Origin of the sequence: Mesorhizobium sp. M1A.F.Ca.IN.020.03.2.1, assembly GCF_004023205.1 — a bacterium.
In the GTDB taxonomy this organism is placed as follows: Bacteria; Pseudomonadota; Alphaproteobacteria; order Rhizobiales; family Rhizobiaceae; genus Mesorhizobium.
In genome coordinates this window covers 12,437-36,706 of the sequence record NZ_RZSV01000010.1, presented here as the reverse complement: position 1 = coordinate 36,706, position 24,270 = coordinate 12,437, and the positions used below count along the sequence as shown (strand labels likewise).

Here is a 24,270-nt window from a genome sequence, read left to right as displayed (position 1 = left end):
CCTTCGGCCCGCCGCGCTGTCTTGTCCGGCGGGACATCGGCAATGAAGGTTCTCGTAACGGGATCGAACGGTCTCATCGGCACAGCGGTGTGCGCGCGTTTGGTCGCGTCAGGGCACGAGGTCGTGCGGGCCTCACGACGCCGATCAAGCCGGGCCGGGGAGGCGGGAACGGTCGCCATCGATATGGCGAAGGCGCTCGCCCCCGAGAACTGGGGCAGTGCTCTTCAAGGCGTTGACGTGGTGGTGAATTGTGCCGGTGTTCTGCAGGACAGCGCCAGCGAAAATGCGACAGGGGTTCATGCATTGGGCGCAGCGGCGCTGTTTCGTGCCTGCCAGCAAGCCGGGGTGCGCCGGGTCATCCACTTTTCCGCTATCGGCGTCGATCGTGAGCAACCCTCGGCCTTCTCCGCCAGCAAATATGCCGGCGAGGAGGCCTTGATGACGCTCGACTTGGATTGGGTCGTGCTGAGACCCTCCGTCGTTCTGGGCCGCCCCGTTTTTGGAGCGAGCGCCCTGTTTCGCGGCCTTGCCGCGCTTCCTCTGCTGCCCTCCATGCCCGGCTCCGGCCGTCTGCAGGTGGTTCAACTTGAGGACGTGGTCGAAACGGTGGCGTTTTTCCTCAGCCCTGACAGCCCGTCACGGATCGCTCTCGACCTTGCTGGTCCGGACGCCTTCGCAATGGAGGAGGTAGTCGCGCATTACCGCAGGTGGCTTGGATGGGACGAGGCTCGCGTCCTGGCTCTCCCGAGATGGGCGGCGCGTCTACTTTATCGGCTGGGTGACGCCGTCAGTGTGCTGGGATGGCGCCCTCCCATGCGCACCAACGCCGCCCTTGAGATCAGCCGGGGAGCCACCGGTGATCCCGGACCCTGGAAGGCGATAACCGGGATCGAGCCGCGAGGTCTCCCGACAGCACTCGCCGCAAACCCAGCCACGGTGCAGGACAGGTGGTTTGCCGGCCTCTACTTCATCAAACCCGCGATCTTCACGGTGCTGCCGTTCTTCTGGATCATGACCGGAATCATATCCTTGACAACCGGATGGCAGAGCGGCGTCCAACTCCTGATCGGTACCGCGGTGAGCGCGCTGGCGGCGCCGTTGGTCATCGCCGGCGCGCTGGCCGACCTGGTCATCGGCCTTCTCATCGCGCTTCGCAAAACCGCGCGCGTTGGGCTCTGGGGAGCGATCGGCGTATGCGTTTTTTATGCATTGGCCGGCACGCTCCTGCGGCCCGATCTGTGGAATGAACCGCTCGGCCCGCTGATGAAGATCCTGCCGATCGTTCTTCTGCACTTCGTCGCATTGGAGATCCTGGAGGAGCGCTGATGCTCTACTTCGGTCTCAAATATCTCCATATCGTCGGCGCGGCGGTTCTGCTGGGGACGGGCGCTGGCATCGCCTTCTTCATGCTGCTTGCACACCGGACCGGCAACCCGGCTACCGTGGCCGCGGTCGCGCGCATTGTCGTGATTGCCGATTTCCTGTTCACGGCAACGGCAGTTGTAGCGCAACCGATCACCGGCGTCGCGCTTGCCCGGCTCGTCGGCTATTCGCTCTGGGACGGCTGGATCGCGCTGTCGATCCTTCTCTACGTCGTGACCGGTGTTTTTTGGCTTCCCGTGGTCTGGATGCAGATGGAGATGCGCGATCTTGCCCTGGCGGCGGCGAAAGCCGGCCAGTTGCTTCCGCCGCGCTATCACCGGCTTTTCCGGCTCTGGTTCGTCTTCGGCTTTCCGGCCTTCGGCGCGGTCGCCGCTATCTTATGGCTGATGATCACCCGCCCGGCCATCGAATGGTTCGGGACCGGCTGATCCCGACGGGCCGAGCGAACTCATCTTAGCTACGCCGGGAGGAGAGGCGCCGGCTCTGATTTCCCGTGCATGGACAAGAACGACTACACCAGCGCGATCGGCATGTAGCGGATAACCACCTTCTCCTGTCGAAACCACCGCTCGAGTGCGATCCGGCGTTCACGCCAGTCGATGAGATCGACCTCGTTGGCCATGACTTCGAAGATCACAATCTTGTCGGCGTTGGACTCGGCACCCTTTTTCCACAAACCGTCGGCAGGCGCCTGAAGGTAAGCAGTAACGCCTTCGAAGCGACTCGCCAGTTCTTCCTTCACGCGGTCGAAATCTTCTTGAGCGAAAGGCTGGCCGTTGTTGTCCGAGCAGGGGAGCAGGATCTGAACAAGATGCATCACAATTCACCGGTGAAAACTAGCACTTGGTATCGTCAAGATAGTTATGCATGTCGGTGGCTGCGATCGAGGCGTGGCCGAATGCGACAGCAATCTGATTGATTTCGTTGACCACATCGCCAGCGGCATACAGGCCTGGCACGACCGTGCGCTGATGCGCATCCACGACAAGATTTCCAAGCTCGTCGCATGTCGCCCCGAGATCTAGGCCAAGTTGCGACCTTATCGTGCATCCCATGGCTGGATAGACGGTATCGAATGAGGATGCTGTTCCGTTGGAGAGTTGAATGGTGGCCTGCTCTCCCGAGGGTCGTAGCGAATGAGGGATGCAGGGCTCGAGCTGGATTCCAGCTTCGTGGATCAGTCGGCCGGCATCTGCATCAATTTCACTCGAAGCATCGGTCGTCAGCACGGTGACGTCGCGAGTGTAGGTCCGCATGAACAATGCCTTCTTCACCGCCTCTTCCGCCGGGCCCAGGACTGCGACGCGCTTATCGATCACCTCATAGCCGTCACAGATCGGACAGAGGCGCAAGGTGCCGGCTCTGATCATATCGTCTGCCGAAGGCGTCTCTGGAAGCTTATCGACAATGCCAGTAGCCAGGAGCGCCGCGCGGGAACGAATGGCTGTCGAACCGATCGCAATAAAATCCGTTCCGTCGCGGCCAATCTCGTGGATTATATCGTGCCTAAGATCGGCTCCGCTCTGCAAAGCCTGCTGCCGCAGCCGATTCAGCAGTTCGGCGCCGGCTATGCCGTCGGGGAAGCCGGGACAGTTGCGGGTAATCGGAATGAGCTTCGCGCGGCTTTGACCGCAATCGACAACGACGACCCGGCGGCGAAAGCGCCCGAGATACGTCGCTGCTGCCAGGCCGGCCGGACCGCCACCGATAACCAAGCAGTCAATTCGTTCCCACTGACAGACGCTATCGTCTTCGATCACCAAAGAACTCCCGGGAGGTGATGCAGAGCTATTGCAAGCGGCTCGTGCCCGGCAAACGAACTTGTCTGTTGGTGACTAAGACCAAGGGCGTGCGCGACTGCTTCCCGGTTCTCATAAGAATGAGGCCGACACAGATGTCGCTGGTGAGGATGGCCTCGTTTCCTTCCGAACAGACAGAAACGAGGGCGCAAAATCCGGCCTCGACCGCGTGCACCGGTAAGCGCGGGATCAGTTGTTTCGTTATAGGCGACCATCTGCCCCAACCGCGCCCTTGCCTATTGGTTCCGCCGTGCATTCGCGTTGCTCGCCGATCCGTTGTCTCGCCAGACGCTGACGACGTTCGGCTGCCTTCACGTGCCGCAGGCCGCCGTTCTCGCCACGCGGCGGACCGGACGGTGCAAAAGTTCGCTTTTGTGGATCAAAGTAGCCCGGCCTGCCGGGCGGGGTTGGGGGCTTGACATACAGGCCGGGCCCTTACCCCGCGCAGCGGAGCAGAGTTCCATTATGCGCCGCGCTTGCGGCAACCGACATTAACATTTTCTAAGACTTGAAAAGCCCGTCGCAGCTAATGAGCGTAAGCGACGGGCTTTGTGCTGCCGAGACGGCTACGTCCCAACGGTAAACGACCGCTCCATAACAAGTCATGGCCGCGCAATCAGTTCCAATCTTGGACAGCCCACCCGAGGAACGTCACGACACCAGCGACGTTCCGGTAAATGGCAATCGACGATGATATCGAAAAGGCCAGGCGGCATGTTCACGAAGGCGAGCGGCACCTTCGCCTTCAGCACGAGTTGGTTGCCGACCTCAGCGATCAGGGATTGCCGACCGATGACGCCCTGCGCTTCCTCCAACTGCTTGAAGACATGCAGGCGATGCATCGGCAGCACTTGTCGCGGCTGCTGCGCAGAGCCGAAAATGGCTAGGAGGATTCCTGCCTTGTCGGCCCGGACCATGGGTGTCTGCACTTGATCTGGTGACAAGTGATGATCTGCCATGAGTGCGCCGGCCGAGACGATCGGTATCTGCAATTCAGCAAAACACTGTAACGCCGACAAGCGCAGGGACTGGACGCCCTGCCTCCAAATGCTCCGACTATTGCTTGTCCTTTGGGGCAACCTGCACCAGCTGCAAAAGCCCTAGCACGATCAGCGCCAAGACTGTGCCAAGAATTGCGATCTGCCAGAACCCGAGACCCACTGCCAATCCAATGGCACCGGCCAGCCACATTCCCGCGCCGGTCGTCAGCCCCTGAACTTCCCCTTTGGAGAAGAATATTAGCCCTGCAGCCAGAAATGCGACGCCGGCAGTTGTGGCTTCAATCAGGCGGATGGGGTCAATGGCTATCTCCTGGCCATCGAAGACGGGGAGATGGGTGATTTCGATGGCCAGGATGGCGATCAAGGCGGTTGCTAGACAGATCAGGATATGCGTCCTCAGCCCGGCCGGCCGGTTACGCCATTCACGCTCCATGCCGACGAGTGAGCCAAGAACCGCAGCCAGTAAAAGCCTGGCTGAAATTACGGAAAATGGCAGCCAGGTTTGCTGCCCGAAACGTTCAACAAGCTCATCCATGAGCGCCAGAACGTATCTGTGGGCTGCCCGGTTCCTTCCGCAGGACGCCGGGATGTCCTTGCAATGCATATCGCCGGCAAAGCGCCGGAACATTCGAGCTCAGCCCACGTTGGGTTCTGTTCGACTGACAGGGACACACCTCAATGGAACCCAAATCATCGCGCGATCTGCCCGGTCCTAAGCCCCGCAAGGACAAGGAACGGGAAAACCAAAAAGCTGCCGCGAAAACGCCTGACAAGACCAACGATTGGGACCGGAACCAGGTGCATGGCGAGGGCGAGAGCATCGGGATCGACAAGGACGAACCATAGGCCGATCCACACCCCAGAGCGCGCAATCTGAGCCGCCCGCGATGCGGCTTGCCGCCATCCCGACCGTTGGAGTGCTGGCGAAGAGAGCGTCTTTCGAGTTCGCATCTAAATAATTGAAAAAATTTGGCTTTCGCGCCGGCTCGTTGCGCTGTTTGCTTCACGGTTGCCTTGGATGGCGACCGGCAAGCCTACCTGTCTGAGGTACAGACACGTCTCCATCCCAGTTTCTTATGAATTCGATCAGAATGCCCAACCCAGACCCGGAATGGCTGCTACGCACCCTCCACAGCGGACGAAGAAGATCGAAAACATGCTGCGGTATCGGCCTGGCATCGCAGATTGATCACAAGCGCTCTGACCCCGTTGTCGACCTCAGCCCGGACAAGTGCCAATTGCAGGGTCTTCAGGAAGGAAGAAGCTTCGCCGCTCGCAAGCGGTGAGTTCGCGAGGGACGGTGCGCCGGGCGAAGTCAATGAGGTCCCGGGACGTTTGGAAGACGCGAAGGATGCGGACATCTTTTTCGCCGGAAACAATTGCAACGCGGGTGCCGTCGGAACTGAAAGCTGCGCGTGTAAAGCCCAGTAGAATGGTTGCTTCGTCGTGGCTGCCGAGGACGGCAATCTGGCGTCCCGATTGCGTCGCCCAGAGCCGGACCGTGCGATCCTTCGAGGACGCGGTCACGACATACAAACCGTTGGGACTGAACTGGGCGCTGTCCACCGCGCCGCTGTGGCCCCTTAGAACGGCCCTTTCCAGTCCGCCAGCGACGCTCCAGATCCGGATGGTTCCATCGCGCGAGCCGGTCAGCAGCAACTGACCGTCGGGGCTCAAGGCGACGACCGTTACCGCGCCGGTGTGTCCCACTAGCGTTCTGACGTTTGCTCCGTCCGTGGTCGACCAAATGCGAGCCGTGTGGTCGAGTGAGCCCGTGGCGACGAGTTGACCGTCCGGGCTGAAGGCCGCTGCCGTGATGCGATCCTGATGCCCCACAAGAACCCTGAGCTCGGCTCCGCCCGTCGTCAAGAGGTGGCCCGCATTGTCTTCCCTGGCTGAGAGGATCAGATTTCCGTCAGGGCTAAGAATGGCCTGCGGTAGGTTGCTGCTCGTGTTAATGGCGGCTAGCTCGGTGCCGGTCGCCGCGTCCCACAGCTGCGCGGTGCCGTTCATCGATGCGCAGAGAAGCGATTTGCCGTCGCGACCAAACTGGATCTGGATCAGGCCGCGATGTGATCGGAACTGGGCGGTCTCGTGTCCCGTGGCCACATCCCAAACACGGACCTGCCCCCCAAGAGATGCCGTCGCGACGCGCCTTCCATCTGGGCTGAACGTCGCGCTTTGAACGATCTCATGTGTATCGAGCCGGATTGTCTCGCGCCCGCTCACGACATCCCACAGGTGCGCCGCGCTGTCGCCGCCGCCGGTCAGCAGGTGGACATTGTCGGGACTGAAGACCGCGAAAGTCGGCCGATATTCATGTGAGAGCGCAGTCGTCAGCGCGCCGTCGACATCCCACAGCCGAGCGGTGCCATCGTGTGAAGCAGTGAGAAGAATGTTGCTGTCGACCGGGCTGAATTCCATATGCTCGACCAAGGATTCATGACCGGCGATCGTCGTCACCAACGAGGCGCGTTCAGCGTCCCAGATGCGGATCGGCCCATTGACCGAGGCAGTCGCCAGGAAGCGGTCGTCCGGAGTGAAAGCACCGTTCATCTCCACATCGCGTTCATCCGTATCGATGTCTGCCTTCAACCCCGAAACCTCTTGGCCTAGCACATGATCCAGCGTTCCCAACGCTCCATCCCAAATTCGGGCAGTGCCATCGATGGATACCGTGGCGATTCGCTGACCCCCATGACTGAAAATGACGCCGTTCAATTGCGTGTCGCTCTTGCTGCCGGCCAGCTTTGCGATCTCCGTTCCTTTCGACAAATCGAAAAGGCTGGAAGTGTCTCGGTGTGAATGCCAACCCCACGGGCCGGCCAGCATCCGGCTTCCGTCCGGGCTGAACGCCAGGCTGTAGGGCCAGGAGGTCACTCGCATTGACCGCGTCAGCGCGCCGTCTGCGCTATTCCAGATCGAAACAAAATGCTTGCCTGCCGTCGCGAAGCTGCGGCCGTCTGAACTGAAAACAGCACGCGTATATGCGTCGCTTTTTACACCTAGAACTTTCTTTCCAGTCCGAGCATCCCAGAGGGTTGCATCGCTGTTCTCCCCCGCCGTCAGCACCCGGGTGCCATCCGGGCTGAAGATTGCCGTCGGATAATTGCCTACCGGGCGCATGATAAAGAGCTGCTCTCCCGAGACAGCGTCCCAGAGACGTGCAGTGCCATCCCTCGCCGCCGTCAGGATACGGCTCCCGTCCGGGCTGAATTCAGCCCTCTCCAAGGCCGCTTCATGACCCATTAGAACTGCAGTTTCGGCACCGCTGGAGATGTCCCAGACGGCTGCAGTCTTGTCGTAGGATGCGGTGACGATGCGATCGCCGCTCGGATTGAATGCCGTATCCGTCACGCCGGCGCCATGCCGGAAGATTTTGATCTGGTGGTGCGCCAGCAGAGCCTTGTAGAGGGCTGCCTCCGCCTCGAACAGATATTGCCGCTCGGATTGGTCTTTTGAGGGCAGTGCTTCAAGCGCCAAGAGGATCGCAGCCTCGGTGCTGCCTGCCGCGGTGGACTGCTCCGAAAGGAACGAGAGCGAAAGGAACTGATTGCGCATCGCCTGGTCGCGTTGCGACCTCGCTTCCTCCTGCGCCCTGAAGGCGACCAGCGCGCCTGCGCCCGCGATGAGAGCGAGCATTATCGCCACAATCGCTGCGTTGCGGGTACGTCGGGAAAGCCGGTTTGCTGCGGCCGCCGCCAGGCTCCGGCGCTCGGCTTCGCGCTCCAGGCGCTCGTGTTTTGCCTCTTCGGCGGCCTCGATCAGCGCTAGCGCTGCGTGCCGGTCCTTCTCCTCTTTCTGCCGATGGGCACGCAAAGACTCCTCGATGTACTCAAGGACATAATCGTCGATCTCCTCCCGTCTCGACAACATTAGTTCTTCGCCCTCCGCCAGACGTTTGCCGGACGGAAGGAGAAGCTCTCGATTCCTGCTTTCCAGGTGCCATCGGTGGGCATCAGCCCTGAGGCGTTCGCGCGTCTCGAGAAAATTCCGGTTTGCATTCACAATGTCACTTGCGCGCGGCCAGCGCCTCAACAGTGCTTCATGTGCAACGCGCACGAAGACACGCCCTGCGGCGTCCTCGTCGCTGACGAGGAGCCGCGCGTCGATCAGGGCTCTGACCAGCGCCGATCGCGCGGGAGTACCTGCGACTTCGGTGAGCAGGGCTGGACGTGCCGTCACGGTGTCATCGCTCAGACTTGCAGTTGTGAGGGCGCCCAGTACCGTCGGTAAGGCCTCCTGGATCTCGGGCGCCAGTAAATCCACGACTTCATCGGCGCGGCGCGCGATTGCGCCTTCGAGCCCGCCGAGCGCGCGATAATCCGCAAAGGTGAGAACGCGGCGCTGGCGGCCGGCCTGGTACAACGCGTCGAGCACAAACTCCAGAAGCGGCAATGATCCGGGATCGGCAGCTGCTGCCTCCTGCAGCACGTCATCGAGTCGCCCCAACTCGGCATTCTCCTCAAAGCGGAGTCCGGCAACGCCCGCCGGCTCACGGATGATCTGACCGATCTCCGGGCCAGTCGGCGGCAGGAGTTCGTAGCTGGAGAGGCCATCCTTGAGCGCCGAGAACCCCGGGACCTCGCCGCAACGGTGAAAAAAATCTGAACGGATCGCCGCGATCACCCAGGCCAGTCCGCTCGCGGCGAGCAGCGTCATGAGCCGCACGAGAGCCTCGCGCGTCGCCGGCTGCTTCTCCGTCGTGAACAGCTCCTCCAGCTGATCGATGGCGACAACCAATCTGATCTGCGAGCGGGCCGACCCAGCGGCTTTGCCAAGTGCCTGGCGAACCATCGCCAGCGCCCGATCCGGCGCGCTTCTGCAAAGCCGAGCGAGCTCCGCGGCTGTTACTTCGCAGGCCAGTTCCGGCACAGCAGCTTCGCTAAGCAGCGCCGCAGCCAGCACAGCGAATGAATCCGGTCCTTCGGAGAGGCGGATCAGGCAGCGGCGCCACAACGATATGCCCGCCACGGTTCCGGGCCGGATCAATGACGGCAGCAGGCCAGCGCGCAGGAGGGAAGACTTGCCGCAACCGCTCATGCCGTAGATTAGCAGGAATGCGGTGCCGCTTGCTGCCTGCTGCTCCAGTCTTGAAGTGCAGGCAGCAATCGCCCGCGCTCTGCCGAAGAAGAGATCGGCATCTTCGAATTCGAAGGCATCGAGACCGCGAAATGGCGACCTGACCGGTTCCTCTGAAGCAAGAGGTACGCGGTAGATGCGCAGGGCACGTGCGACGTCCTTCAGCTTCTGCTCGCCAAGCTCGATGAATTCCAGCGGGAGCCGGTCTCGAGCCTGGGCATGAACCGCTTCCGTGATGCAAATCCCGCCCGGTCGTGACAATGATTGAACATGGGCTGCGACCTCGACCGCCTCGCCCCCGAGGTGGTCGCCCTCGTCGACGACATAACCGAGGTGAAGCCCGATGCGGAAGCGCAGGCGCTTTGTCTTGGGAACTTGGCAATTCCGTCTGTCGACCTCATGCTGGATGTCGCTCGCACACCGCAAGGCCTCGACAGGGCCTGCGAATTCGGCGACCACGCTCTCTTCGGCGCTCGAGAACACGCGACCGGCATGTTGCACCAGCAGCCGATCGACGATCTGCCTGTACGGCCCGATTGGTACAGCAGCGCCCCGCTCAGCCTCACCTGGCGGCCGACCGTCAGCAGCCAGTTCGGCTGCCAGGATAGTGGCCATTCTTGGCCCGGCGCTTGAAGGACGGACCAGCCTGTAACCGCGCCGAGGCACCGTCTCCACAACAGCCTGCCGACCGTCATTGAGCGCCGCACGGATCTCGTGAATGCATTGCACAAGGCTGTCGTCGGTGACCGCGATCCCGTTCCAGACCGCCCTCATCAGCTCGTCCTTGGTGACGACGCGATCAGCGTTCTCCAGAAGGTGACGAAGCACCGCGAAGGTTTGGTGACGAAGTGCGATTGTGCTGTTGGATTTGTCGCGCAAGGTCTCGCTGCTCACGTCGACGGTAACGCCGTTGAGCACGAACATCGTGGGCGGCGAGCTACTCAAGCCGTTTCCCTCAAGCACGAAGCCGCAGTCCAATGTTTCGATCCTAGCACGGTTTCGCGCTTGCCATCATCATTCACATCGGGCGGGGAGCGCGATTTCGGCAAATGATCGGAAGCCGTTCGTGACCCCGAGACGCCTCGGACCGACAATCGCAGCGTCAGCGAGAGGCTCACCATGGACGACGAAGTGCAGATTGCTCGAAGTGTGGGCGCAAGGCTGGTGCTCCGGCTCACAGGCGTGTGCCTGATGACCCTGTTCTTGGCAATGGCGCCCCAGGCTCACTCAACCGACCGTTCCCAGGACGGCCTGGTCGACGTCGATCTGCAATTGATCCTTGCAGTGGACGTTTCGCCGTCGATGAGCAAAGTTGAGCAAAGAGTGCAGCGCGACGGCTACGTCGATGCTTTCCGCCACGCGGACATTGCGGGGGCAGTCAAGTCGGGAGAGCGTGGAAGAATTGCAGTGCTCTATCTGGAGTGGGCAGGGCCAAATCAGCAAACCGTCATCGTGCCATGGACAATCGTCCAAAGTCGCGAGGACGCTCTCACTTTGGCAGACAGGCTCGCGGCTTTGTCGTTGACTGAAGGCCGCGGAACGTCGATTTCCGGTGCATTGTCTGCCGCGAATGATCTGTTCGCGAATAGTGGCTTGCGCAGCCCGCGCAGGGTCGTTGATATATCCGGCGACGGACCCAATAATGCCGGAGCACTCCTTGACCCCATCCGGCAGGTTCTTCTCGCGGAAGGCGTGACGATCAACGGGCTGCCTATCGCACTGCCCCGGATTGGCGGGGCCGACGGGTTCGCGAGGTATGGCCGTTCCAACCTGCAATCCTATTTCGAGCGCTGCGTCATTGGCGGACCAGACGCGTTTGCAATCGGTGTCACAGAGCCCGCCATGTTCGCCACCGCAGTCCGTCGAAAGCTGGTGCGTGAAATCGCCATGAACACGGATTTGGTGATCTACGCCACCTACACGGCGCGTTCAGACAGCACGACCGATTGCAACGTGATCGGTCAGCTGCCAGGGCGGTAACCGATCGGCGTTAGCGCGACGGTTTCTGGGGCGGGCCGCACGGAACGTCTTTTCGGGCACCTGCCTAACAGCCAATTGCGGACGGCTTTGGGGTGCCTTCCTTCTTCGCAAACTAGTTGAAAACATTAGTATTAGGAAAATTGATGGCGGAGAGAGCGGGATTCGAACCCGCGTTACGGTTTCCCGTAAACACACTTTCCAGGCGTGCGCCTTCAACCACTCGGCCACCTCTCCGTCTTGCATGTCGCGTCGGCCGGTTTCGCCGCGCGGGTTGGGGAGATGCATCTCCCTCGGGAAGGCCTCTCGGCCTAAATTTGGGGTGCCTTCAACCGGCAGGCAACCCTTTCCCGGCACCTCTAGCCGTCTAGGCAAAACAGGCGCGGGGCTCATCTAGTCGATCCGAAAGCGAATGCCAAGTCATTCCGTGGCTTTTGCCGTGGATGACACGGAAGCTGCCTCGGTGGCCTGCCATGCAGCCGAATGCTGTGCACAGGCCGGCCGGCGGAGTTTCCCGCGCTTGACTTCGGCTCTGGCCGCCTGTCGACTCCCTGAGGCGTTTGTTTTGTGCACTTCCGGACGGAAAACCACGACGCAGTTCCCGGAACTGCTTGGGCTTTGCGAGGGGCATCGTCCTGACATGGCATCGATCAACCAGCAGCCCGCGGGCCGGCCCGACAGCGGGCTCTCCTTCATCCCGGTGGCGTGGCTGATCATCGTGATGGCGCTTTCGGCCTATGGCCTGATCTCGAGCTGGCGGCTGATCGGCGACTTCAATCTGCCGGAAAGCGTGCTCTTCCTGATCTACGGCGGGCTGACCGGCGGCGTCGTGACCATTCTGTGGGGACTTTACCTGCTCGGCCTCGCCTTCAACCGGTCGGCGCGTTTCCCGCGTCACTATACGATCGGGCAGGTCGCCATCATCCTTTGGCTCGTCGTGCGTCAGGCCTACACGCTTCTTGTCCCCGATTTCGTCTTCTCGGCCGAAGGGCTGGGCTTCACGGTGGCCGAGATCGCCATCGGCCTGCTCTGCATCTACCTCCTGCGGCGCGGCGCCGGCGCCGACACGGTGTATGCCAATCCCGAGGCCGTACGCCCGCCGCTCCTGGTCTCGCTCGTCGCCGCGTTGCTCGGCATCATTCTTGGTGGCGCCATCGGCGCCTGCATCGGATTTTTCGCGGGGTCGCTAATCGCCGACGCCACCCATATGAGCTGCTTCGAGGGCGCCTGCGGGTTTTTTGCTGTCTTCATCGGCTTGGGCGGACTGATCATCGGAGCCGTCGGCGGCGGGATTTTCGCCATCTGGCGCGTCAACCGGCGCAAAGCGGCGCGGAGGGCCTAACTCAAAATCACGTGTCGCGATTGCGTGGCGGTTGTGCACGCTCTATGTCGTTTGGCGGGGCAGACGGGAGTGTTCCCGGGGAGTGCGTTGGATGCTGCGTTTCATCTTTCGGCTGGCGGCCATGGTTGCGTTGTCGATTTCTGTCATCATGGCGGTGATCGACACCACGCGCTCTGTCGCGGCGTCGGCGCTGGTCATGACGCCGCTCAACGCAAGCTGGCTGGCGGTATCGCCCGACACGCGCGCCGCGTTCGAGACCTATGTGCGCGCCAAGGCCAGTCCGCTGGTCTGGGACGGGATCATCGCCTGGGTGCTCGGCCAGCCGGGATTCGCCGTGTTCGCGGTATTGGCGTTCCTGCTCTACGCCCTCGGCTACCGCCGGCGGCGCCACGAACTCGCCCCGACCAACTGACGCTGACTCCGCCCGAAACGGTCGGCCTTCACGCTTTTTCCAACAGGTCAAAATTCCACGTGAATTTTGTTTCGGGCCGTGCCAGATTGGCCGCGAGCGGGAGGGGCATACACTTCCTGCCTGACGTCGCATGCCTGCCGGAGAACCGGGCAGGGTGTGCGGTGCAACGGAAAATAACCGACAGGGTGTGGATCACATGAAACGTATCGTTCTCGGCCTCCTGGCCGCAACCGCAATGGTTCTCCCGGCCTTCGCCGCGGATGTCCAGCCGGCCATCCTCTACGATCTCGGCGGCAAGTTCGACAAATCCTTCAACGAGGCTGCCTATAACGGCGCCGAGAAATTCAAGAAGGAAACCGGCGTCGCTTATGTCGAATTCGAAGTCTCCAACGCTTCGCAGCGCGAGCAGGCGCTGCGCCGCTTCGCCGAGGACGGCCGCAACCCGATCGTGATGGCCGGCTTTGCCTGGGAAGATGCGCTGAAGAAGGTCGCGGCCGAATATACCGACCTCAACTTCGCCATCATCGACGATGCCGTCGACCTGCCCAATGTCCGCTCGCTGGTGTTCAAGGAGAACGAAGGCTCCTACCTCGTCGGCATTCTGGCTGCGATGGCGTCAAAGTCGAAGAAGGTCGGCTTCGTCGGCGGCATGGACATCCCGCTGATCCGCAAGTTCGAATGTGGTTATGTCGGCGGCGCCAAGTCTGCCGGGGCCACCGAGGTCATCCAGAACATGACCGGCGATACCCCGGCCGCCTGGAACGACCCCGCCAAGGGCGGCGAGATCGCCAAGACCCAGATCGATCAGGGCGCGGACGTCGTCTATGCCGCGGCCGGCGGCACCGGCGTCGGCGTGCTGCAGGCGGCCGCGGATGCCGGCAAGCTCGGCATCGGCGTCGACTCCAACCAGAACGGCCTGCAGCCCGGCAAGGTGCTGACCTCGATGCTGAAGCGCGTGGACGTTGCCGTCTACACGGCTTTCATGGACGGCAAGAACGGGACCTTCAAGGGCGGCGTCGAAAATCTCGGCCTGAAGGAAGGCGGTGTCGACTACGCCATGGACGACAACAACAAGGCGCTGGTGACGGACGAGATGAAGGCGGCGGTCGAAAAGGCCAAGGCCGACATTATCGCCGGCAAGGTCCAGGTGCACGATTACACCACCGACAACAACTGCCCATATTGATCGGCAACTGAACGAGGCTTCTTAGACCGCCGGGCTTTTTGCCCGGCGGTTTGTTTTTGGGACCAGCATCATGCAACCGATTATCGAAGCCATGAGGGAGCGCGATGTCGAGACGATCGCCAAGCTGCGCCTGGCCGCCTTCTTTGAAGGCACAGGGCGGACGCTCGCAGAGGATATTGCGGGACTTCGCGGGCTGATCGCAGGCGACGGGTTCGAGGCGGCTGTCGTCGCCCGCCTCGGCGGCTCGCCGATCGGAAGTTGCCTCTTCGTCCGCAACGAGATCGACCCGGCGCATGATCTGACGCCGTGGCTCGCCGGGCTTGTTGTTGACGAGGCGTATCGAGGGCAGGGCGTTGGCACGGCGCTGGTCAGGGCCATAGAAGGCCACGCCGCGTCGGCCGGCGTTAACCGGCTCTATCTCTACACCTGGCAGGCACGACCGTTCTACGAAGCGCTTGGCTGGACTGCGGCGGAAGCTTTCGAGCAGGAGGGCGAGCCGATGCTTTTGATGTCGTGCGCCCTATAGCGTGCCGGCGAGATAGCCCAGCGCGAAGGCGGCCGCCAGGGCGAGCGCGATAGCCAGGCCGAGCCGGCCGCCAAGAGAATGCAGGCCGACGCCATAAGGCTTGCGCTCGATCTTGTTGATCACGATCGGCTGCGGCTTCGCATCGCCCTTGTCCAGCCCGGCAAACCGCATTTGCGGCAATTCGCCAAGCCGGCGCTGGATAAGCTGCCAGCGCTCATCCGAAGCCGTGGCCGACGCTCCCTGCGGCTCCAAAGCACGCATGCGTTCGGCAAGCCGCAGCACCGCGTCGCGAAAGGCGGGATCGATCTGTAGGTCGCGCTCGGCGCGAGCGCGCTCCCGTTCGTCCATCAGGCCGAAGACATAGTCGCCGGCCCTTGCGATGCGGTCTCCTTCACCGGCCATGACCGTTCTCCTCGAACTCGCTCGCTCCCCCTGCAGGCTCAGTAGTGCGGCGGCTTGGTCACCGGCACGTCGGGAGCGGCCTGCTCCTCCAGGGCCAGGAACCGGTCGGCAAGGGCGGCCAGCTTGCGTTCCATGCGCTCGATCACCGTCCACTGCTCGGCGATCTGGCCGGACAGTTCCTCGATCGTCTTTTCCTGCTCGGCGGCGCGGATTTCCAGCGTCGTCAGCCGATCGTCAGGCATCGTCATCATCCCGGTCTCTGTGAATGTGAAGCTCCCGGCCACCTTCGAAATTGACAAGCGCGGGGGGATTTGTCGAGAGTGAATGGCGTTCCGGCCAATTGGCACGGGCGGGGCGTCGTGCTAGGCAATTTGACCAAGCGATAAAAAATAACGAGTGGGACAGGCTGCATGGCGCAAGCCGCAATCGAGCTCATAGGCATCAACAAGAGTTTTGGCGCCGTGCGCGCCAACCGCGACATCAACCTGGAAGTCACGCGCGGCACCATCCATGGCATTGTCGGGGAGAACGGCGCAGGCAAATCGACGCTGATGTCGATCCTCTATGGCTTCTACCAGGCCGACAGCGGCGAAATCCGCGTCGCCGGCAAGGCGGTGTCGATCAACACCCCAAACGACGCGATAGCGCTCGGCATCGGCATGGTGCACCAACATTTCATGCTGGTCGACAATTTCACGGTGCTGGAGAACGTCATCCTCGGCGCCGAGACCGACGCGCTGTTGAAGAGCAGCATCGCCAAGGCGCGCTCCGAGCTCGAACGGCTGGAGCGCGAATACGGCCTCGAGGTCGATCCCGACGCCATCATCGAGGAATTGCCGGTCGGCCTGCAGCAGCGCGTCGAGATCCTCAAGGCGCTCTATCGCGGCGCCGAGATCCTGATCCTCGACGAGCCGACAGGGGTTCTGACGCCAGCCGAGGCCGACCATCTGTTCCGCATCCTCAAGCAGCTGAAGGAACAGGGAAAAACGGTGGTGCTGATCACCCACAAGCTGCGCGAGATCATGGCCGTTACCGACACGGTCTCGGTCATGCGCCAGGGGACCATGGTGGCGACCAGGGTGACCAGGGAAACGACGGTCGGCGAGTTGGCCGAACTGATGGTCGGCCGGCGCGTGCTGTTGCGGGTGGAGAAAGGCCAGTCGGAGGCCGGTGCGACAAAACTCTCGGTCAAGAACCTGACGGTCAAGGATTCACGCGGCGTCACCATGGTCGACGACGTCTCCTTCGACGTGCGCGGCGGCGAGATCGTCGGCATCGCCGGCGTGGCCGGCAACGGCCAGTCGGAGCTGCTTGAGGCGATCTCCGGCATCCGGCACGCCGTCTCGGGCGAGGTCATGCTCGACGGCAAGCCAATCGACCTGACCGGCAAGGCCGATCCCGGCGAATTGCGCGACCGCGGTCTCGCCCATGTGCCGGAAGACCGCCACCATGTCGGGCTGGTGCTCGCCTTCGAGGAGAACGAGAACTCGATCCTCGGCTATCATGACGACGAGCGCTATCTCAAGGGACCGTTCCTGAACGTCGATGCCATCATGGCCGACGCGAAGAACAAGATCGAGAAATACGACATCCGTCCCGGCAATCCGCGGCTGAAGACCGCAAATTTCTCCGGCGGCAACCAGCAGAAGATCGTGCTGGCCAGGGAGATGGAGCAGGATCCCGGCGTGCTGATCGTCGGCCAGCCGACGCGCGGCGTCGACGTCGGCGCCATCGAATTCATCCACAAGCGGCTGATCGCCATGCGCGATCAGGGCAAGGCGGTGCTGGTCGTGTCGGTCGAGCTCGACGAGATCCGCTCGCTGTCCGACCGCATCCTGGTGATGTTCGCCGGCCGCATCGTCGGCGAACGCGGACCGGAAGCGACGGAAGGCGAGCTTGGCCTCTTGATGGCCGGTGTCGAGCACCAGGAGGCCGCCGAATGAGCACGCCTTACGCCAAGCTCCCGGCCTGGGCCGATTATGGGTTGATCCCTTTGATCAACCTGTCGGTTGCTTTCATCGTCGCGGGCTTCGTCGTCATGCTGGTCGGCGAAAATCCGTTCCGCGCCGCCGTCATCCTGGTCGAAGGCGCTTTCGGCAAGGGCACAGGCATCGCCTTCACCTTGTTCTATGCCACGACCTTCATCTTCACCGGGCTGTCGGTGGCGGTGGCGGCGCATTGCAGCCTGTTCAACATCGGCACCGAAGGCCAGGCCTATATCGGCGGCCTCGGCATCGCGCTCGTCTGCCTGAGCTTCGACAGCGTCCTGCCCTGGTGGCTGATATTTCCGATGGCGATCGTCGCCGCGGCGGCGTTCGGCGCGCTCTGGGGTTTCATCCCGGCCTATCTGCAGGCCAAGCGTGGCTCGCACATCGTCATCACCACCATCATGTTCAACTTCATCGCTGCCTCGGTGATGGTCTATCTGCTGGTCGGTCCGCTGAAGCCGGTCGGATCGCAGGCGCCGCAGACACGCAATTTCCTGGCCGGCGCGGAATTGCCGAAGCTCAACTGGATGATCGAATTGTTCGGCGCCAAGATCCGCTCGGCGCCGCTCAACATCTGCTTCCTGCTGGCGCTGGCGATGGCGTTCCTGGTCTGGCTGCTGATCTGGCGCACCAAGCTCGGCTACGAGATGCGCACCTATGGCCATAGTCCGAAGGCGGCGCGCTATGCCGGCATTTCGGAAACCCGCATCATCCTCACCGCGATGATGATCTCGGGTGCGTTGGCCGGCATGATGGCGCTCAACCCCGTGATGGGCGACCAGCACAATGTGGCGATCGATTTCGTCTCGGGCGCAGGCTATGTCGGCATCGCGGTCGCGCTGATGGGCAGGCTGCATCCGGTCGGCATCGTGCTGGCGGCGATCTTGTTCGGCATGCTCTACCAGGGCGGCGCCGAGCTAGCCTTCGAGATGCCGGCGATCAGCCGCGACATGATCGTCATCATTCAAGGGTTGGTCATCCTCTTCGCCGGCGCGCTGGAGCATATGTTCAGGCCCTATATCCAGGCGCTGTTCGCATCGGTCAGCCCGAAATCGGTCGGCATGCAGGCGGTCAAGGGGAAGGGGGCCTGAGATGGACAGTTTCAACGCGATCGTCCAGGTCCTGGATTCCACCATCCGCCTGTCGGTGCCGCTGCTGCTTGCCTGTCTTGCCGGCCTCTATTCAGAGCGGGCCGGCATCTTCGATATCGGTCTCGAAGGCAAGATGCTGGTCGGCGCCTTCGCCGGCGCTGCAGCGGCATCGGTCTTCCATTCGGCCTTTATCGGTCTCGGCACCGCCGTCCTGATCTCGGTCGCCTTCGCCATGGTGCATGGTTTCGCCTCGATCACGCATCGCGGCAACCAGATCGTCTCCGGCGTCGCCATCAACTTCGTCGCCGCCGGCTCGACCATCATCCTCGGCCAGGCCTGGTTCGAGCAGGGCGGCCGCACGCCGGCGCTGCAGCCGGGCGAGCGCTTCGAGGCGATCGTGTGGCCGGGCGCCGAAGCCGTTCGCAACGTGCCGATCCTCGGGCCCGTTTATGCCGAGCTGATCTCCGGCCATTCGATCCTGGTCTACTTCGCCTTCGCGATGGTGCCGTTCACCTGGTGGGTGCTGTTCCGCACCCGCTTCGGTCTCAGGATGCGCGCCGTGGGCGAAAACCCGGCCGCCGTCGACACCGCCGGCATCTCGGTCGCCTGGCTGCGCTATCGGGCGCTGATCTGCACCGGTATCCTTACCGGCGTCGCCGGTGCGTATCTCTCCATGGTCCAGAATGGCGGCTTCGTAAAGGACATGACCGCAGGCAAGGGCTACATCGCGCTTGCCGCGCTGATCTTCGCCAAATGGAAGCCGGTCAACGCGATGTTCGCCTGCCTGCTGTTCGGCTTCCTCGACGCGGCATCGATCCGCTTGCAGGGCTCGCCGCTGCCGATCCTGGGCAAAGTGCCGGTGCAGTTCATGCAGGCGCTGCCCTATGTGCTCACCGTCATCCTGCTCGCCGGCTTCATCGGCAAGGCGATCCCGCCGCGCGCCGGCGGCGTGCCCTATGTCAAGGAACGCTGAGGCTCGGGCAGTCTCGGCAACCGGCAATTTGAACAAGATCGTGGGAGAGAAGAAGGAAATGTCGCATGATCTGTTCGAAGCGGCCAGGACGGCGATGGCCAAGGCCTATGCGCCCTATTCCAAGTTTCCCGTAGGCGCCGCGCTGCGCACCGAGGACGGTCGCGTCTTCACCGGCGCCAACATCGAGGTGGCGTCCTATCCGGAAGGCTGGTGTGCCGAGACCACCGCGCTCGGCCACTACATCATGGGCGGCGGCGGCAAGATCACCGAGATCGCGGTGATCGCCGAGCGCATGGTCAAATGCTCGCCCTGCGGCGGCTGCCGGCAGCGGCTGGCGGAATTCTGCCGGCCGGAGACGAAACTCTATCTCTGCGACAACACCGGCGTGGTCGAGACGGTCACCATGGGCGATATGCTGCCTTACGGCTTCAGGGGCGATATCCTGAAATGAAGGAAGCGCTGGATCATCTGGTCGAGAAACTGGACGGGCTGGCCCCGACCGCGGCGCTTGTGCTGGGCTCCGGCCTCGGTGGGCTGGTCGACCAGGTGGAGGACGCAAGGCGCATCCCCTATGCCGAACTGCCGGGCTTCCCGCGCAGCGGCGTCTCCGGCCACGCCGGCGAGGTGGTGGCAGGGCGTTTCGCCGGCACGCCGGTGCTGATGCTTTCCGGGCGCGCGCACTATTACGAGCACGGCAATGCCGCCGCCATGCGCCCGGCACTCGAGGTGCTTGCCGGCATCGGCATCTCGCATCTCATCCTCACCAACGCCGCCGGTTCGATCGATCCCGAGATGGGACCGGGCTCGGTGATGATGATTACCGATCACATCAACTTCTCCGGCTCCAATCCGCTGATCGGAGAGCCGAGCGACCGCCGCTTCGTTGGCCTCACCGAGGCCTATGATGCCGGCTTGCGCAAGGCGATCGAGACGGCGGCGAAGGAGACCGGCACCGCGCTCCACCAAGGCGTCTACATGTGGTTTTCCGGACCATGTTTCGAGACGCCGGCCGAAATCCGCATGGCGCGCGTCATGGGCGCCAACGCGGTCGGCATGTCGACCGTGCCCGAAGTGATCCTGGCCCGCTTCCTCGGCCTCAAGGTCGCCGCCTGCTCGGTCATCACCAACCTTGCGGCAGGCATGACCGGGGCGGAACTCTCACACCAGGAAACCAAGGACATGGCGCCGGCCGGCGGCGCGCGGCTGGCGACGATCCTGCGGCGCGTCTTCGAGGAAGGTTTGCCGGAAAGCTGATGCTCCCGCAGGAAATCATTCGCCGCAAGCGTGACGGCCACAAGCTCTCGGCGCCCGAGATCGCGGCCTTCATCCAAGGGATCACGGCCGGCACGCTCTCGGAAGGCCAAATCGGCGCCTTCGCCATGGCGGTGTTCCTCAAAGGCATGAGTCGCGAGGAAGCAGTGGCGCTGACGCTCGCGATGCGCGATTCCGGTGACGTGCTCGACTGGTCCGATTTGCCGGGACCGGTCACTGACAAGCATTCGACGGGCGGCGTCGGCGACAATGTCTCGCTGATGCTGGCGCCGATCGTCGCGGCCTGCGGCGCTTATGTGCCGATGATCTCCGGCCGCGGCCTTGGCCATACCGGCGGCACGCTGGACAAGATGGATGCCATTCCCGGTTACGTCAGCCAGCCGGATTTGGGGGGGTTCCGCAAGACGGTGCTCGAGACGGGCTGCGCCATCATCGGCCAGACCGCCGATTTGGCGCCGGCCGATCGCCGGCTCTACGCGATCCGCGACGTGACGGGCACAGTGGAATCGGTGCCGCTGATAACGGCTTCGATCCTGTCGAAAAAGCTTGCCGCCGGGCTCGGCTCGCTTGTGCTCGACGTCAAGGTCGGCAACGGCGCCTTCATGGAGAAGTCGCGCGATGCGGCAGCACTTGCGAACAGCCTGGTCGAGGTCGCCAATGGCGTCGGCCTGAAGGCTTCGGCACTGGTGACCGGCATGAACGAGCCGCTGGCCTCGGCAGCGGGCAATGCGGTCGAGGTGAAGAACGCGGTCGACTTTCTCACCGGCCGGTTCCGCGACCGCCGGCTGGAGGACGTCACGCTGGCGCTTGCCGCCGAGATGCTGCAATTGGCGGGAATTGTCTCGTCCAACCAGGACGGGATCAGGCGCGCGGCCGAGACGCTTGCCGGCGGCCGCGCGGCGGCGGTGTTCGCGCGCATGGTGACGGCGCTCGGCGGTCCCGCCGACTTCGTCGAGAGCCCGGAGAAATATCTGCCGAAGGCGGCAGTGGAAATGGCGGTCAAAGCGGCCGAGGACGGCTTCGTCACCGGGATCGCGACGCGCGAAATCGGGCTCGCCGTCGTTGCGCTGGGCGGCGGGCGCGTCCGCCCGGACGACAAGATCGATCATTCCGTCGGCCTCACCCGGCTGCTGCCGGTCGGCGCGGAGGTGCATGGCGGCGAGGCGCTGGTGCTGGTCCATGCGCGGACCGAGGCCGACGCCGAGGCTGCCGCCGTCGCGGTGCGCGCCGCTTATACGGTCGGTCACTCGAAGCCGACCGCAGAAAAGACGGTGCTCAGGCGGATACTGCCGCTGTAAAATCGCGCCTATTGAACAAGCAGCAGCGCGCCGTCCTGGACTTCGTATTTCTGCAGCCGCTGCAGGAAGCTCATGCCGATCAGGTTGGTTTGCAGCGCTCGATCGTCGAGCACCACCGCCTGGACGTTGTCGAGGGAAATCTTGCCGATCTGCAGCCGGTCGACGGTGACCACGGCAGCCTTAATGGCGCCGTTCGCCGTGTTCACCTGTTGATTGAAATCCGACTGGTTGAGCGAGATGCCGATCCGGCGCGCCGTCGATATGTTGATCGCGACCAGCGTCGCGCCGGTGTCGATCATGCCGTCTATCTGACGGCCGTTGAACTTGAAGGCGGAAGTGAAATGGCCGCGCTGGTCGGCATTGACCAGCACCTGGCGGCCGAGCGGCATCGGCATCGCCGGCCTGGCTGGAGCCGAAGCGAGATTGACGTCCGGCTGAGCCTCAGGCGGCGCCGGCTTCGAAGCAACCGCCGATCTCAGCAGGGTTTCCACCATCTGCGGGTTCGACTGATAGACAATCGGAATCGATGCGGAGCTTCCGACAAAGACGCCAAGGAGAAGAAGCTTGCGCAGCATGGATCGACCTTCGTGAAGGTTCGATCCTTAAGCCGACATGGTGTTTTCGGCTTTAACGCGCGCCGGAACCACGGCGTTTCGTAAACGAGCGGTTAAGAAAAGATCTCACTTGGTCCCGTACATGCGGTCGCCGGCGTCACCGAGGCCAGGCATGATGTAACCCTTGTCGTTCAACTGGCGGTCGATCGAGGCGGTGAAGATCGGGACATCCGGATGCGCCTTGGTGAAGCGCTCGATGCCTTCGGGCGCGGCCAGGAGGCAAAGGAAGCGGATGTTGGTGGCGCCGCGCCCCTTCAGCTTGTCGATCGCCGCGATCGCGGAATTGGCCGTCGCAAGCATCGGATCGACCACGATCACCAGACGGTCGGCAAGGTCGCTTGGCGCCTTGAAGAAATATTCGATCGCCTCGAGCGTCTCATGGTCGCGGTAAAGGCCGATATGGGCGACGCGCGCCGCCGGCACCAGATCGAGCAGGCCTTCGAGCAGGCCATTGCCGGCCCGCAGCACGGAGGCGAAAACCAGCTTCTTGCCCTCCAGCGTCGGCGCTTCCATCTCCTCGATCGGGGTCTCGATCTTGGTGGTCGTCAGTTCGAGGTTGCGGGTCACCTCGTAGCCGAGAAGCAGGGAGATTTCGCGCAGCAGCCGCCGGAAGCCTGCCGTCGAGGTCTCCTTCTTGCGCATGATGGTCAGCTTGTGCTGGACAAGGGGGTGGTCGACGACGGTGACGCCCTGCATGGTCTTCTCCAGTGAATGGTGAGTAGTGAATAGTGAATAGTGAGCCGGTTTGCGAGTCCTGATGGGCCGATGATTGGTTGACACGCTGAAGCCGCCGGCAAACGTTCACCATTCACCATTCACCATTCACCATTCACCATTCACCATTCACCATTGACCATTCACCGGCCTTTGGGGTCGAGCCGGCTCATCAGCATCGCCTTGGTCTTCCGGTCGACGAAGGCCGCCTCGATGGCCGTCCTGGTGACGGCGATAAGCGCCTTGTCGTCCATCGCGAAATGCTCGGCGGCGATGTCGTATTCGCGCTTCAGCGAGGTCCAGAAATAGGGCGGGTCGTCGGAATTGAGCGTCACCTTGCAGCCGGCCGCGCGCAACGCCGGAAAAGGATGCGTGGCGAAACTATCGAACACCTTGAGCGCGATGTTGGAGCCGGGGCAGCATTCCAGCACCACGCCCTCGGCGGCTATGCGGCGAACGAGGTCCGGGTTCTCGATGGCGCGCACGCCATGGCCGATCCGCGACGGGCGGATATGGTCGAGCGCTGCCGCCACGCTTTCCCAGCCCATCAATTCTCCGGCGTGGATGGTGATGCCGAGGCCGGCCTCGCGCGCGATCTCGAACGCACGGACGTAGTCCTCGAAATCGCCGATGCGCTCGTCGCCGGCGACGCCGAAGCCGGTGACCAGCGGATGGCCGCAGCGCGCCGCAAAGCGCGCCGCCTGCTCGATCGCCTCGACGCCGACGTGGCGTACGCCGGTGACGATCATGCGCCCCTCGATGCCGGTCCTCGCCTTGGCGCGGGCCATGCCTTCGCCCAGCGCGTCCGTATAGGCCTTGGGCGAAAGCCCGGCCCTTTTCGCGTGATCCGGCGAGGTGAAGACCTCGGAATAGATGGCGCCGTCGCGGGCGAGGCTGGTGAGATAATGATCGGTCAGACGGGCGTAATCCTCCTCGGTGCGGAACAGGTCGGAAGCAAAATCATAGGCGGCGAGGAAAGACGTGAAATCGTGCCAGACGAAAGAGCCGTTCTGGATGTAGGGCGAAGGGTCCTTGCCGTATTTGCGGGCCTGGCTGACGACGAGGTCGGGCGCCGCTGCCCCTTCGATGTGGCAGTGCAATTCGGCTTTCAAGATCATGCGGCCATCCCGTGCGGTATTCTTCTGTCGTGGCGCCGATTCCGGGTGGAAAATCGTGGCAAACTCTTCCCCGACCCGTTCTGAAAGCGCGG

At 62.8% G+C, this 24,270-nt stretch carries 24 protein-coding genes and 1 tRNA gene; 14 read left to right on the top strand and 11 right to left on the bottom strand.

The annotated features are described in order from the left end of the window. The first annotated feature begins 42 nt into the window (after window positions 1–42). Window positions 43–1,326: an SDR family oxidoreductase gene (locus EOA79_RS03465; RefSeq protein WP_128292867.1), complete on the top strand. Its 1,284-nt coding sequence runs from the start codon at window positions 43–45 to the stop codon at window positions 1,324–1,326. After that, window positions 1,326–1,811, top strand: coding sequence for a DUF2269 family protein (locus EOA79_RS03460; RefSeq protein ID WP_095823461.1), 486 nt, complete (start codon window positions 1,326–1,328; stop codon window positions 1,809–1,811). Before EOA79_RS03465 ends, EOA79_RS03460 begins: the two co-directional genes overlap by 1 nt. An 83-nt stretch (window positions 1,812–1,894) precedes the next feature. Here the strand turns inward: EOA79_RS03460 and EOA79_RS03455 are convergent, their stop codons facing one another. The 4 genes from EOA79_RS03455 to EOA79_RS03440 all read right to left on the bottom strand — a co-directional run bounded on the left by EOA79_RS03455 (window position 1,895) and on the right by EOA79_RS03440 (window position 4,718). Then, window positions 1,895–2,200: a hypothetical protein gene (locus tag EOA79_RS03455; protein WP_067318770.1), complete on the bottom strand. Its 306-nt coding sequence runs from the start codon at window positions 2,198–2,200 to the stop codon at window positions 1,895–1,897. A gap of 19 nt (window positions 2,201–2,219) precedes the next feature. Then, complete coding sequence (locus EOA79_RS03450; protein WP_245322269.1) at window positions 2,220–3,143, bottom strand: NAD(P)/FAD-dependent oxidoreductase; 924 nt, start codon at window positions 3,141–3,143, stop codon at window positions 2,220–2,222. A 641-nt stretch (window positions 3,144–3,784) separates the two neighbouring features. Beyond that, entirely contained in the window at window positions 3,785–4,141 is a 357-nt protein-coding gene (locus tag EOA79_RS03445; protein ID WP_127334730.1) for a hypothetical protein, read from the bottom strand. A gap of 97 nt (window positions 4,142–4,238) precedes the next feature. Beyond that, a complete protein-coding gene (locus EOA79_RS03440) occupies window positions 4,239–4,718 on the bottom strand; it encodes an MgtC/SapB family protein (RefSeq protein ID WP_067004189.1) in 480 nt (159 codons plus the stop codon). A 143-nt stretch (window positions 4,719–4,861) separates the two neighbouring features. Here EOA79_RS03440 and EOA79_RS32615 point away from each other — a divergent pair, with 143 nt between their 5' ends. Beyond that, a complete protein-coding gene (locus tag EOA79_RS32615) occupies window positions 4,862–5,029 on the top strand; it encodes a hypothetical protein (RefSeq protein WP_164746634.1) in 168 nt (55 codons plus the stop codon). A gap of 372 nt (window positions 5,030–5,401) precedes the next feature. Here the strand turns inward: EOA79_RS32615 and EOA79_RS03435 are convergent, their stop codons facing one another. After that, complete coding sequence (locus tag EOA79_RS03435; protein WP_127334731.1) at window positions 5,402–10,243, bottom strand: winged helix-turn-helix domain-containing protein; 4,842 nt, start codon at window positions 10,241–10,243, stop codon at window positions 5,402–5,404. A 141-nt stretch (window positions 10,244–10,384) separates the two neighbouring features. Between EOA79_RS03435 and EOA79_RS03430 the strand changes: the two genes are divergently transcribed. Next, entirely contained in the window at window positions 10,385–11,245 is an 861-nt protein-coding gene (locus EOA79_RS03430) for a DUF1194 domain-containing protein (RefSeq protein ID WP_095823458.1), read from the top strand. A gap of 144 nt (window positions 11,246–11,389) precedes the next feature. Here EOA79_RS03430 and EOA79_RS03425 read toward each other — a convergent pair. Beyond that, window positions 11,390–11,479 (bottom strand) — tRNA-Ser (locus EOA79_RS03425). Between the two features lie 403 nt (window positions 11,480–11,882). Between EOA79_RS03425 and EOA79_RS03420 the strand changes: the two genes are divergently transcribed. The 4 genes from EOA79_RS03420 to EOA79_RS03405 all read left to right on the top strand — a co-directional run bounded on the left by EOA79_RS03420 (window position 11,883) and on the right by EOA79_RS03405 (window position 14,708). Further along, window positions 11,883–12,584: a hypothetical protein gene (locus EOA79_RS03420; RefSeq protein WP_067325731.1), complete on the top strand. Its 702-nt coding sequence runs from the start codon at window positions 11,883–11,885 to the stop codon at window positions 12,582–12,584. Window positions 12,585–12,675: 91 nt separating this feature from the next. Continuing rightward, window positions 12,676–12,996: a hypothetical protein gene (locus tag EOA79_RS03415; RefSeq protein WP_127334732.1), complete on the top strand. Its 321-nt coding sequence runs from the start codon at window positions 12,676–12,678 to the stop codon at window positions 12,994–12,996. Between the two features lie 196 nt (window positions 12,997–13,192). After that, window positions 13,193–14,182 carry a BMP family ABC transporter substrate-binding protein gene (locus EOA79_RS03410; RefSeq protein ID WP_067325733.1) on the top strand — a complete coding sequence of 330 codons (990 nt, stop codon included), beginning with the start codon at window positions 13,193–13,195 and terminating at the stop codon, window positions 14,180–14,182. Between the two features lie 70 nt (window positions 14,183–14,252). Beyond that, entirely contained in the window at window positions 14,253–14,708 is a 456-nt protein-coding gene (locus EOA79_RS03405) for a GNAT family N-acetyltransferase (RefSeq protein ID WP_095823457.1), read from the top strand. Here the strand turns inward: EOA79_RS03405 and EOA79_RS03400 are convergent. Together EOA79_RS03400 and EOA79_RS03395 are read right to left on the bottom strand one after the other, a co-directional pair. Further along, the gene (locus EOA79_RS03400; protein WP_095800519.1) at window positions 14,703–15,110 is read right to left on the bottom strand and encodes a hypothetical protein; all 408 of its coding nucleotides are present in this window, start codon (window positions 15,108–15,110) and stop codon (window positions 14,703–14,705) included. The two genes, EOA79_RS03405 and EOA79_RS03400, sit on opposite strands and share 6 nt — an antisense overlap. Before the next feature lie 38 nt (window positions 15,111–15,148). Then, complete coding sequence (locus tag EOA79_RS03395; protein WP_067002641.1) at window positions 15,149–15,358, bottom strand: SlyX family protein; 210 nt, start codon at window positions 15,356–15,358, stop codon at window positions 15,149–15,151. Between the two features lie 162 nt (window positions 15,359–15,520). On the opposite strand from EOA79_RS03395, the gene EOA79_RS03390 reads away from it, so the two are divergent. From EOA79_RS03390 to deoA, 6 genes are read left to right on the top strand one after another with little or no spacing between them, the layout of a single operon-like run. Continuing rightward, window positions 15,521–17,053 (top strand): ABC transporter ATP-binding protein, encoded by a 1,533-nt coding sequence (locus EOA79_RS03390; RefSeq protein ID WP_067325742.1) that lies wholly within the window; start codon window positions 15,521–15,523, stop codon window positions 17,051–17,053. Then, window positions 17,050–18,189, top strand: a complete 1,140-nt coding sequence (locus EOA79_RS03385; RefSeq protein WP_095781077.1) for an ABC transporter permease — start codon at window positions 17,050–17,052, stop codon at window positions 18,187–18,189. Before EOA79_RS03390 ends, EOA79_RS03385 begins: the two co-directional genes overlap by 4 nt. A 1-nt stretch (window position 18,190) precedes the next feature. After that, window positions 18,191–19,162 carry an ABC transporter permease gene (locus tag EOA79_RS03380; RefSeq protein WP_095778796.1) on the top strand — a complete coding sequence of 324 codons (972 nt, stop codon included), beginning with the start codon at window positions 18,191–18,193 and terminating at the stop codon, window positions 19,160–19,162. Between the two features lie 58 nt (window positions 19,163–19,220). Continuing rightward, on the top strand, window positions 19,221–19,613 hold the full coding sequence (gene cdd / locus EOA79_RS03375; RefSeq protein ID WP_095823592.1) for a cytidine deaminase: 393 nt from the start codon (window positions 19,221–19,223) through the stop codon (window positions 19,611–19,613). After that, the gene (locus EOA79_RS03370) at window positions 19,610–20,416 is read left to right on the top strand and encodes a purine-nucleoside phosphorylase (RefSeq protein ID WP_127334733.1); all 807 of its coding nucleotides are present in this window, start codon (window positions 19,610–19,612) and stop codon (window positions 20,414–20,416) included. The genes cdd and EOA79_RS03370 overlap by 4 nt, the downstream gene beginning before the upstream one ends. Continuing rightward, a complete protein-coding gene (deoA, locus tag EOA79_RS03365; protein ID WP_095823454.1) occupies window positions 20,416–21,732 on the top strand; it encodes a thymidine phosphorylase in 1,317 nt (438 codons plus the stop codon). Before EOA79_RS03370 ends, deoA begins: the two co-directional genes overlap by 1 nt. An 8-nt stretch (window positions 21,733–21,740) precedes the next feature. Here the strand turns inward: deoA and EOA79_RS03360 are convergent, their stop codons facing one another. The 3 genes from EOA79_RS03360 to EOA79_RS03350 form a co-directional block, all read right to left on the bottom strand. Beyond that, complete coding sequence (locus tag EOA79_RS03360) at window positions 21,741–22,307, bottom strand: TIGR02281 family clan AA aspartic protease (protein ID WP_095823453.1); 567 nt, start codon at window positions 22,305–22,307, stop codon at window positions 21,741–21,743. 105 nt (window positions 22,308–22,412) lie between these two features. Further along, window positions 22,413–23,042 carry a uracil phosphoribosyltransferase gene (gene upp, locus EOA79_RS03355; RefSeq protein ID WP_095823452.1) on the bottom strand — a complete coding sequence of 210 codons (630 nt, stop codon included), beginning with the start codon at window positions 23,040–23,042 and terminating at the stop codon, window positions 22,413–22,415. Between the two features lie 161 nt (window positions 23,043–23,203). Beyond that, the gene (locus EOA79_RS03350; RefSeq protein WP_095800650.1) at window positions 23,204–24,178 is read right to left on the bottom strand and encodes an adenosine deaminase; all 975 of its coding nucleotides are present in this window, start codon (window positions 24,176–24,178) and stop codon (window positions 23,204–23,206) included. Between the last annotated feature and the right edge of the window lie 92 nt (window positions 24,179–24,270).

Excerpts from the sequence above, each read along its gene's own strand:
- EOA79_RS03465 (WP_128292867.1), top strand. The coding sequence starts at position 43 with ATGAAGGTTCTCGTAACGGGATCGAACGGTCTCATCGGCACAGCGGTG.
- EOA79_RS03460 (WP_095823461.1), top strand. The coding sequence starts at position 1,326 with ATGCTCTACTTCGGTCTCAAATATCTCCATATCGTCGGCGCGGCGGTT.
- EOA79_RS03455 (WP_067318770.1), bottom strand. The coding sequence starts at position 2,200 with ATGCATCTTGTTCAGATCCTGCTCCCCTGCTCGGACAACAACGGCCAG.
- EOA79_RS03445 (WP_127334730.1), bottom strand. The coding sequence starts at position 4,141 with ATGGCAGATCATCACTTGTCACCAGATCAAGTGCAGACACCCATGGTC.
- EOA79_RS03440 (WP_067004189.1), bottom strand. The coding sequence starts at position 4,718 with ATGGATGAGCTTGTTGAACGTTTCGGGCAGCAAACCTGGCTGCCATTT.
- EOA79_RS32615 (WP_164746634.1), top strand. The coding sequence starts at position 4,862 with ATGGAACCCAAATCATCGCGCGATCTGCCCGGTCCTAAGCCCCGCAAG.
- EOA79_RS03430 (WP_095823458.1), top strand. The coding sequence starts at position 10,385 with ATGGACGACGAAGTGCAGATTGCTCGAAGTGTGGGCGCAAGGCTGGTG.
- EOA79_RS03420 (WP_067325731.1), top strand. The coding sequence starts at position 11,883 with ATGGCATCGATCAACCAGCAGCCCGCGGGCCGGCCCGACAGCGGGCTC.
- EOA79_RS03415 (WP_127334732.1), top strand. The coding sequence starts at position 12,676 with ATGCTGCGTTTCATCTTTCGGCTGGCGGCCATGGTTGCGTTGTCGATT.
- EOA79_RS03410 (WP_067325733.1), top strand. The coding sequence starts at position 13,193 with ATGAAACGTATCGTTCTCGGCCTCCTGGCCGCAACCGCAATGGTTCTC.
- EOA79_RS03405 (WP_095823457.1), top strand. The coding sequence starts at position 14,253 with ATGCAACCGATTATCGAAGCCATGAGGGAGCGCGATGTCGAGACGATC.
- EOA79_RS03400 (WP_095800519.1), bottom strand. The coding sequence starts at position 15,110 with ATGGCCGGTGAAGGAGACCGCATCGCAAGGGCCGGCGACTATGTCTTC.
- EOA79_RS03395 (WP_067002641.1), bottom strand. The coding sequence starts at position 15,358 with ATGACGATGCCTGACGATCGGCTGACGACGCTGGAAATCCGCGCCGCC.
- EOA79_RS03390 (WP_067325742.1), top strand. The coding sequence starts at position 15,521 with ATGGCGCAAGCCGCAATCGAGCTCATAGGCATCAACAAGAGTTTTGGC.
- EOA79_RS03385 (WP_095781077.1), top strand. The coding sequence starts at position 17,050 with ATGAGCACGCCTTACGCCAAGCTCCCGGCCTGGGCCGATTATGGGTTG.
- EOA79_RS03380 (WP_095778796.1), top strand. The coding sequence starts at position 18,191 with ATGGACAGTTTCAACGCGATCGTCCAGGTCCTGGATTCCACCATCCGC.
- cdd (WP_095823592.1), top strand. The coding sequence starts at position 19,221 with ATGTCGCATGATCTGTTCGAAGCGGCCAGGACGGCGATGGCCAAGGCC.
- EOA79_RS03370 (WP_127334733.1), top strand. The coding sequence starts at position 19,610 with ATGAAGGAAGCGCTGGATCATCTGGTCGAGAAACTGGACGGGCTGGCC.
- deoA (WP_095823454.1), top strand. The coding sequence starts at position 20,416 with ATGCTCCCGCAGGAAATCATTCGCCGCAAGCGTGACGGCCACAAGCTC.
- EOA79_RS03360 (WP_095823453.1), bottom strand. The coding sequence starts at position 22,307 with ATGCTGCGCAAGCTTCTTCTCCTTGGCGTCTTTGTCGGAAGCTCCGCA.
- upp (WP_095823452.1), bottom strand. The coding sequence starts at position 23,042 with ATGCAGGGCGTCACCGTCGTCGACCACCCCCTTGTCCAGCACAAGCTG.
- EOA79_RS03350 (WP_095800650.1), bottom strand. The coding sequence starts at position 24,178 with ATGATCTTGAAAGCCGAATTGCACTGCCACATCGAAGGGGCAGCGGCG.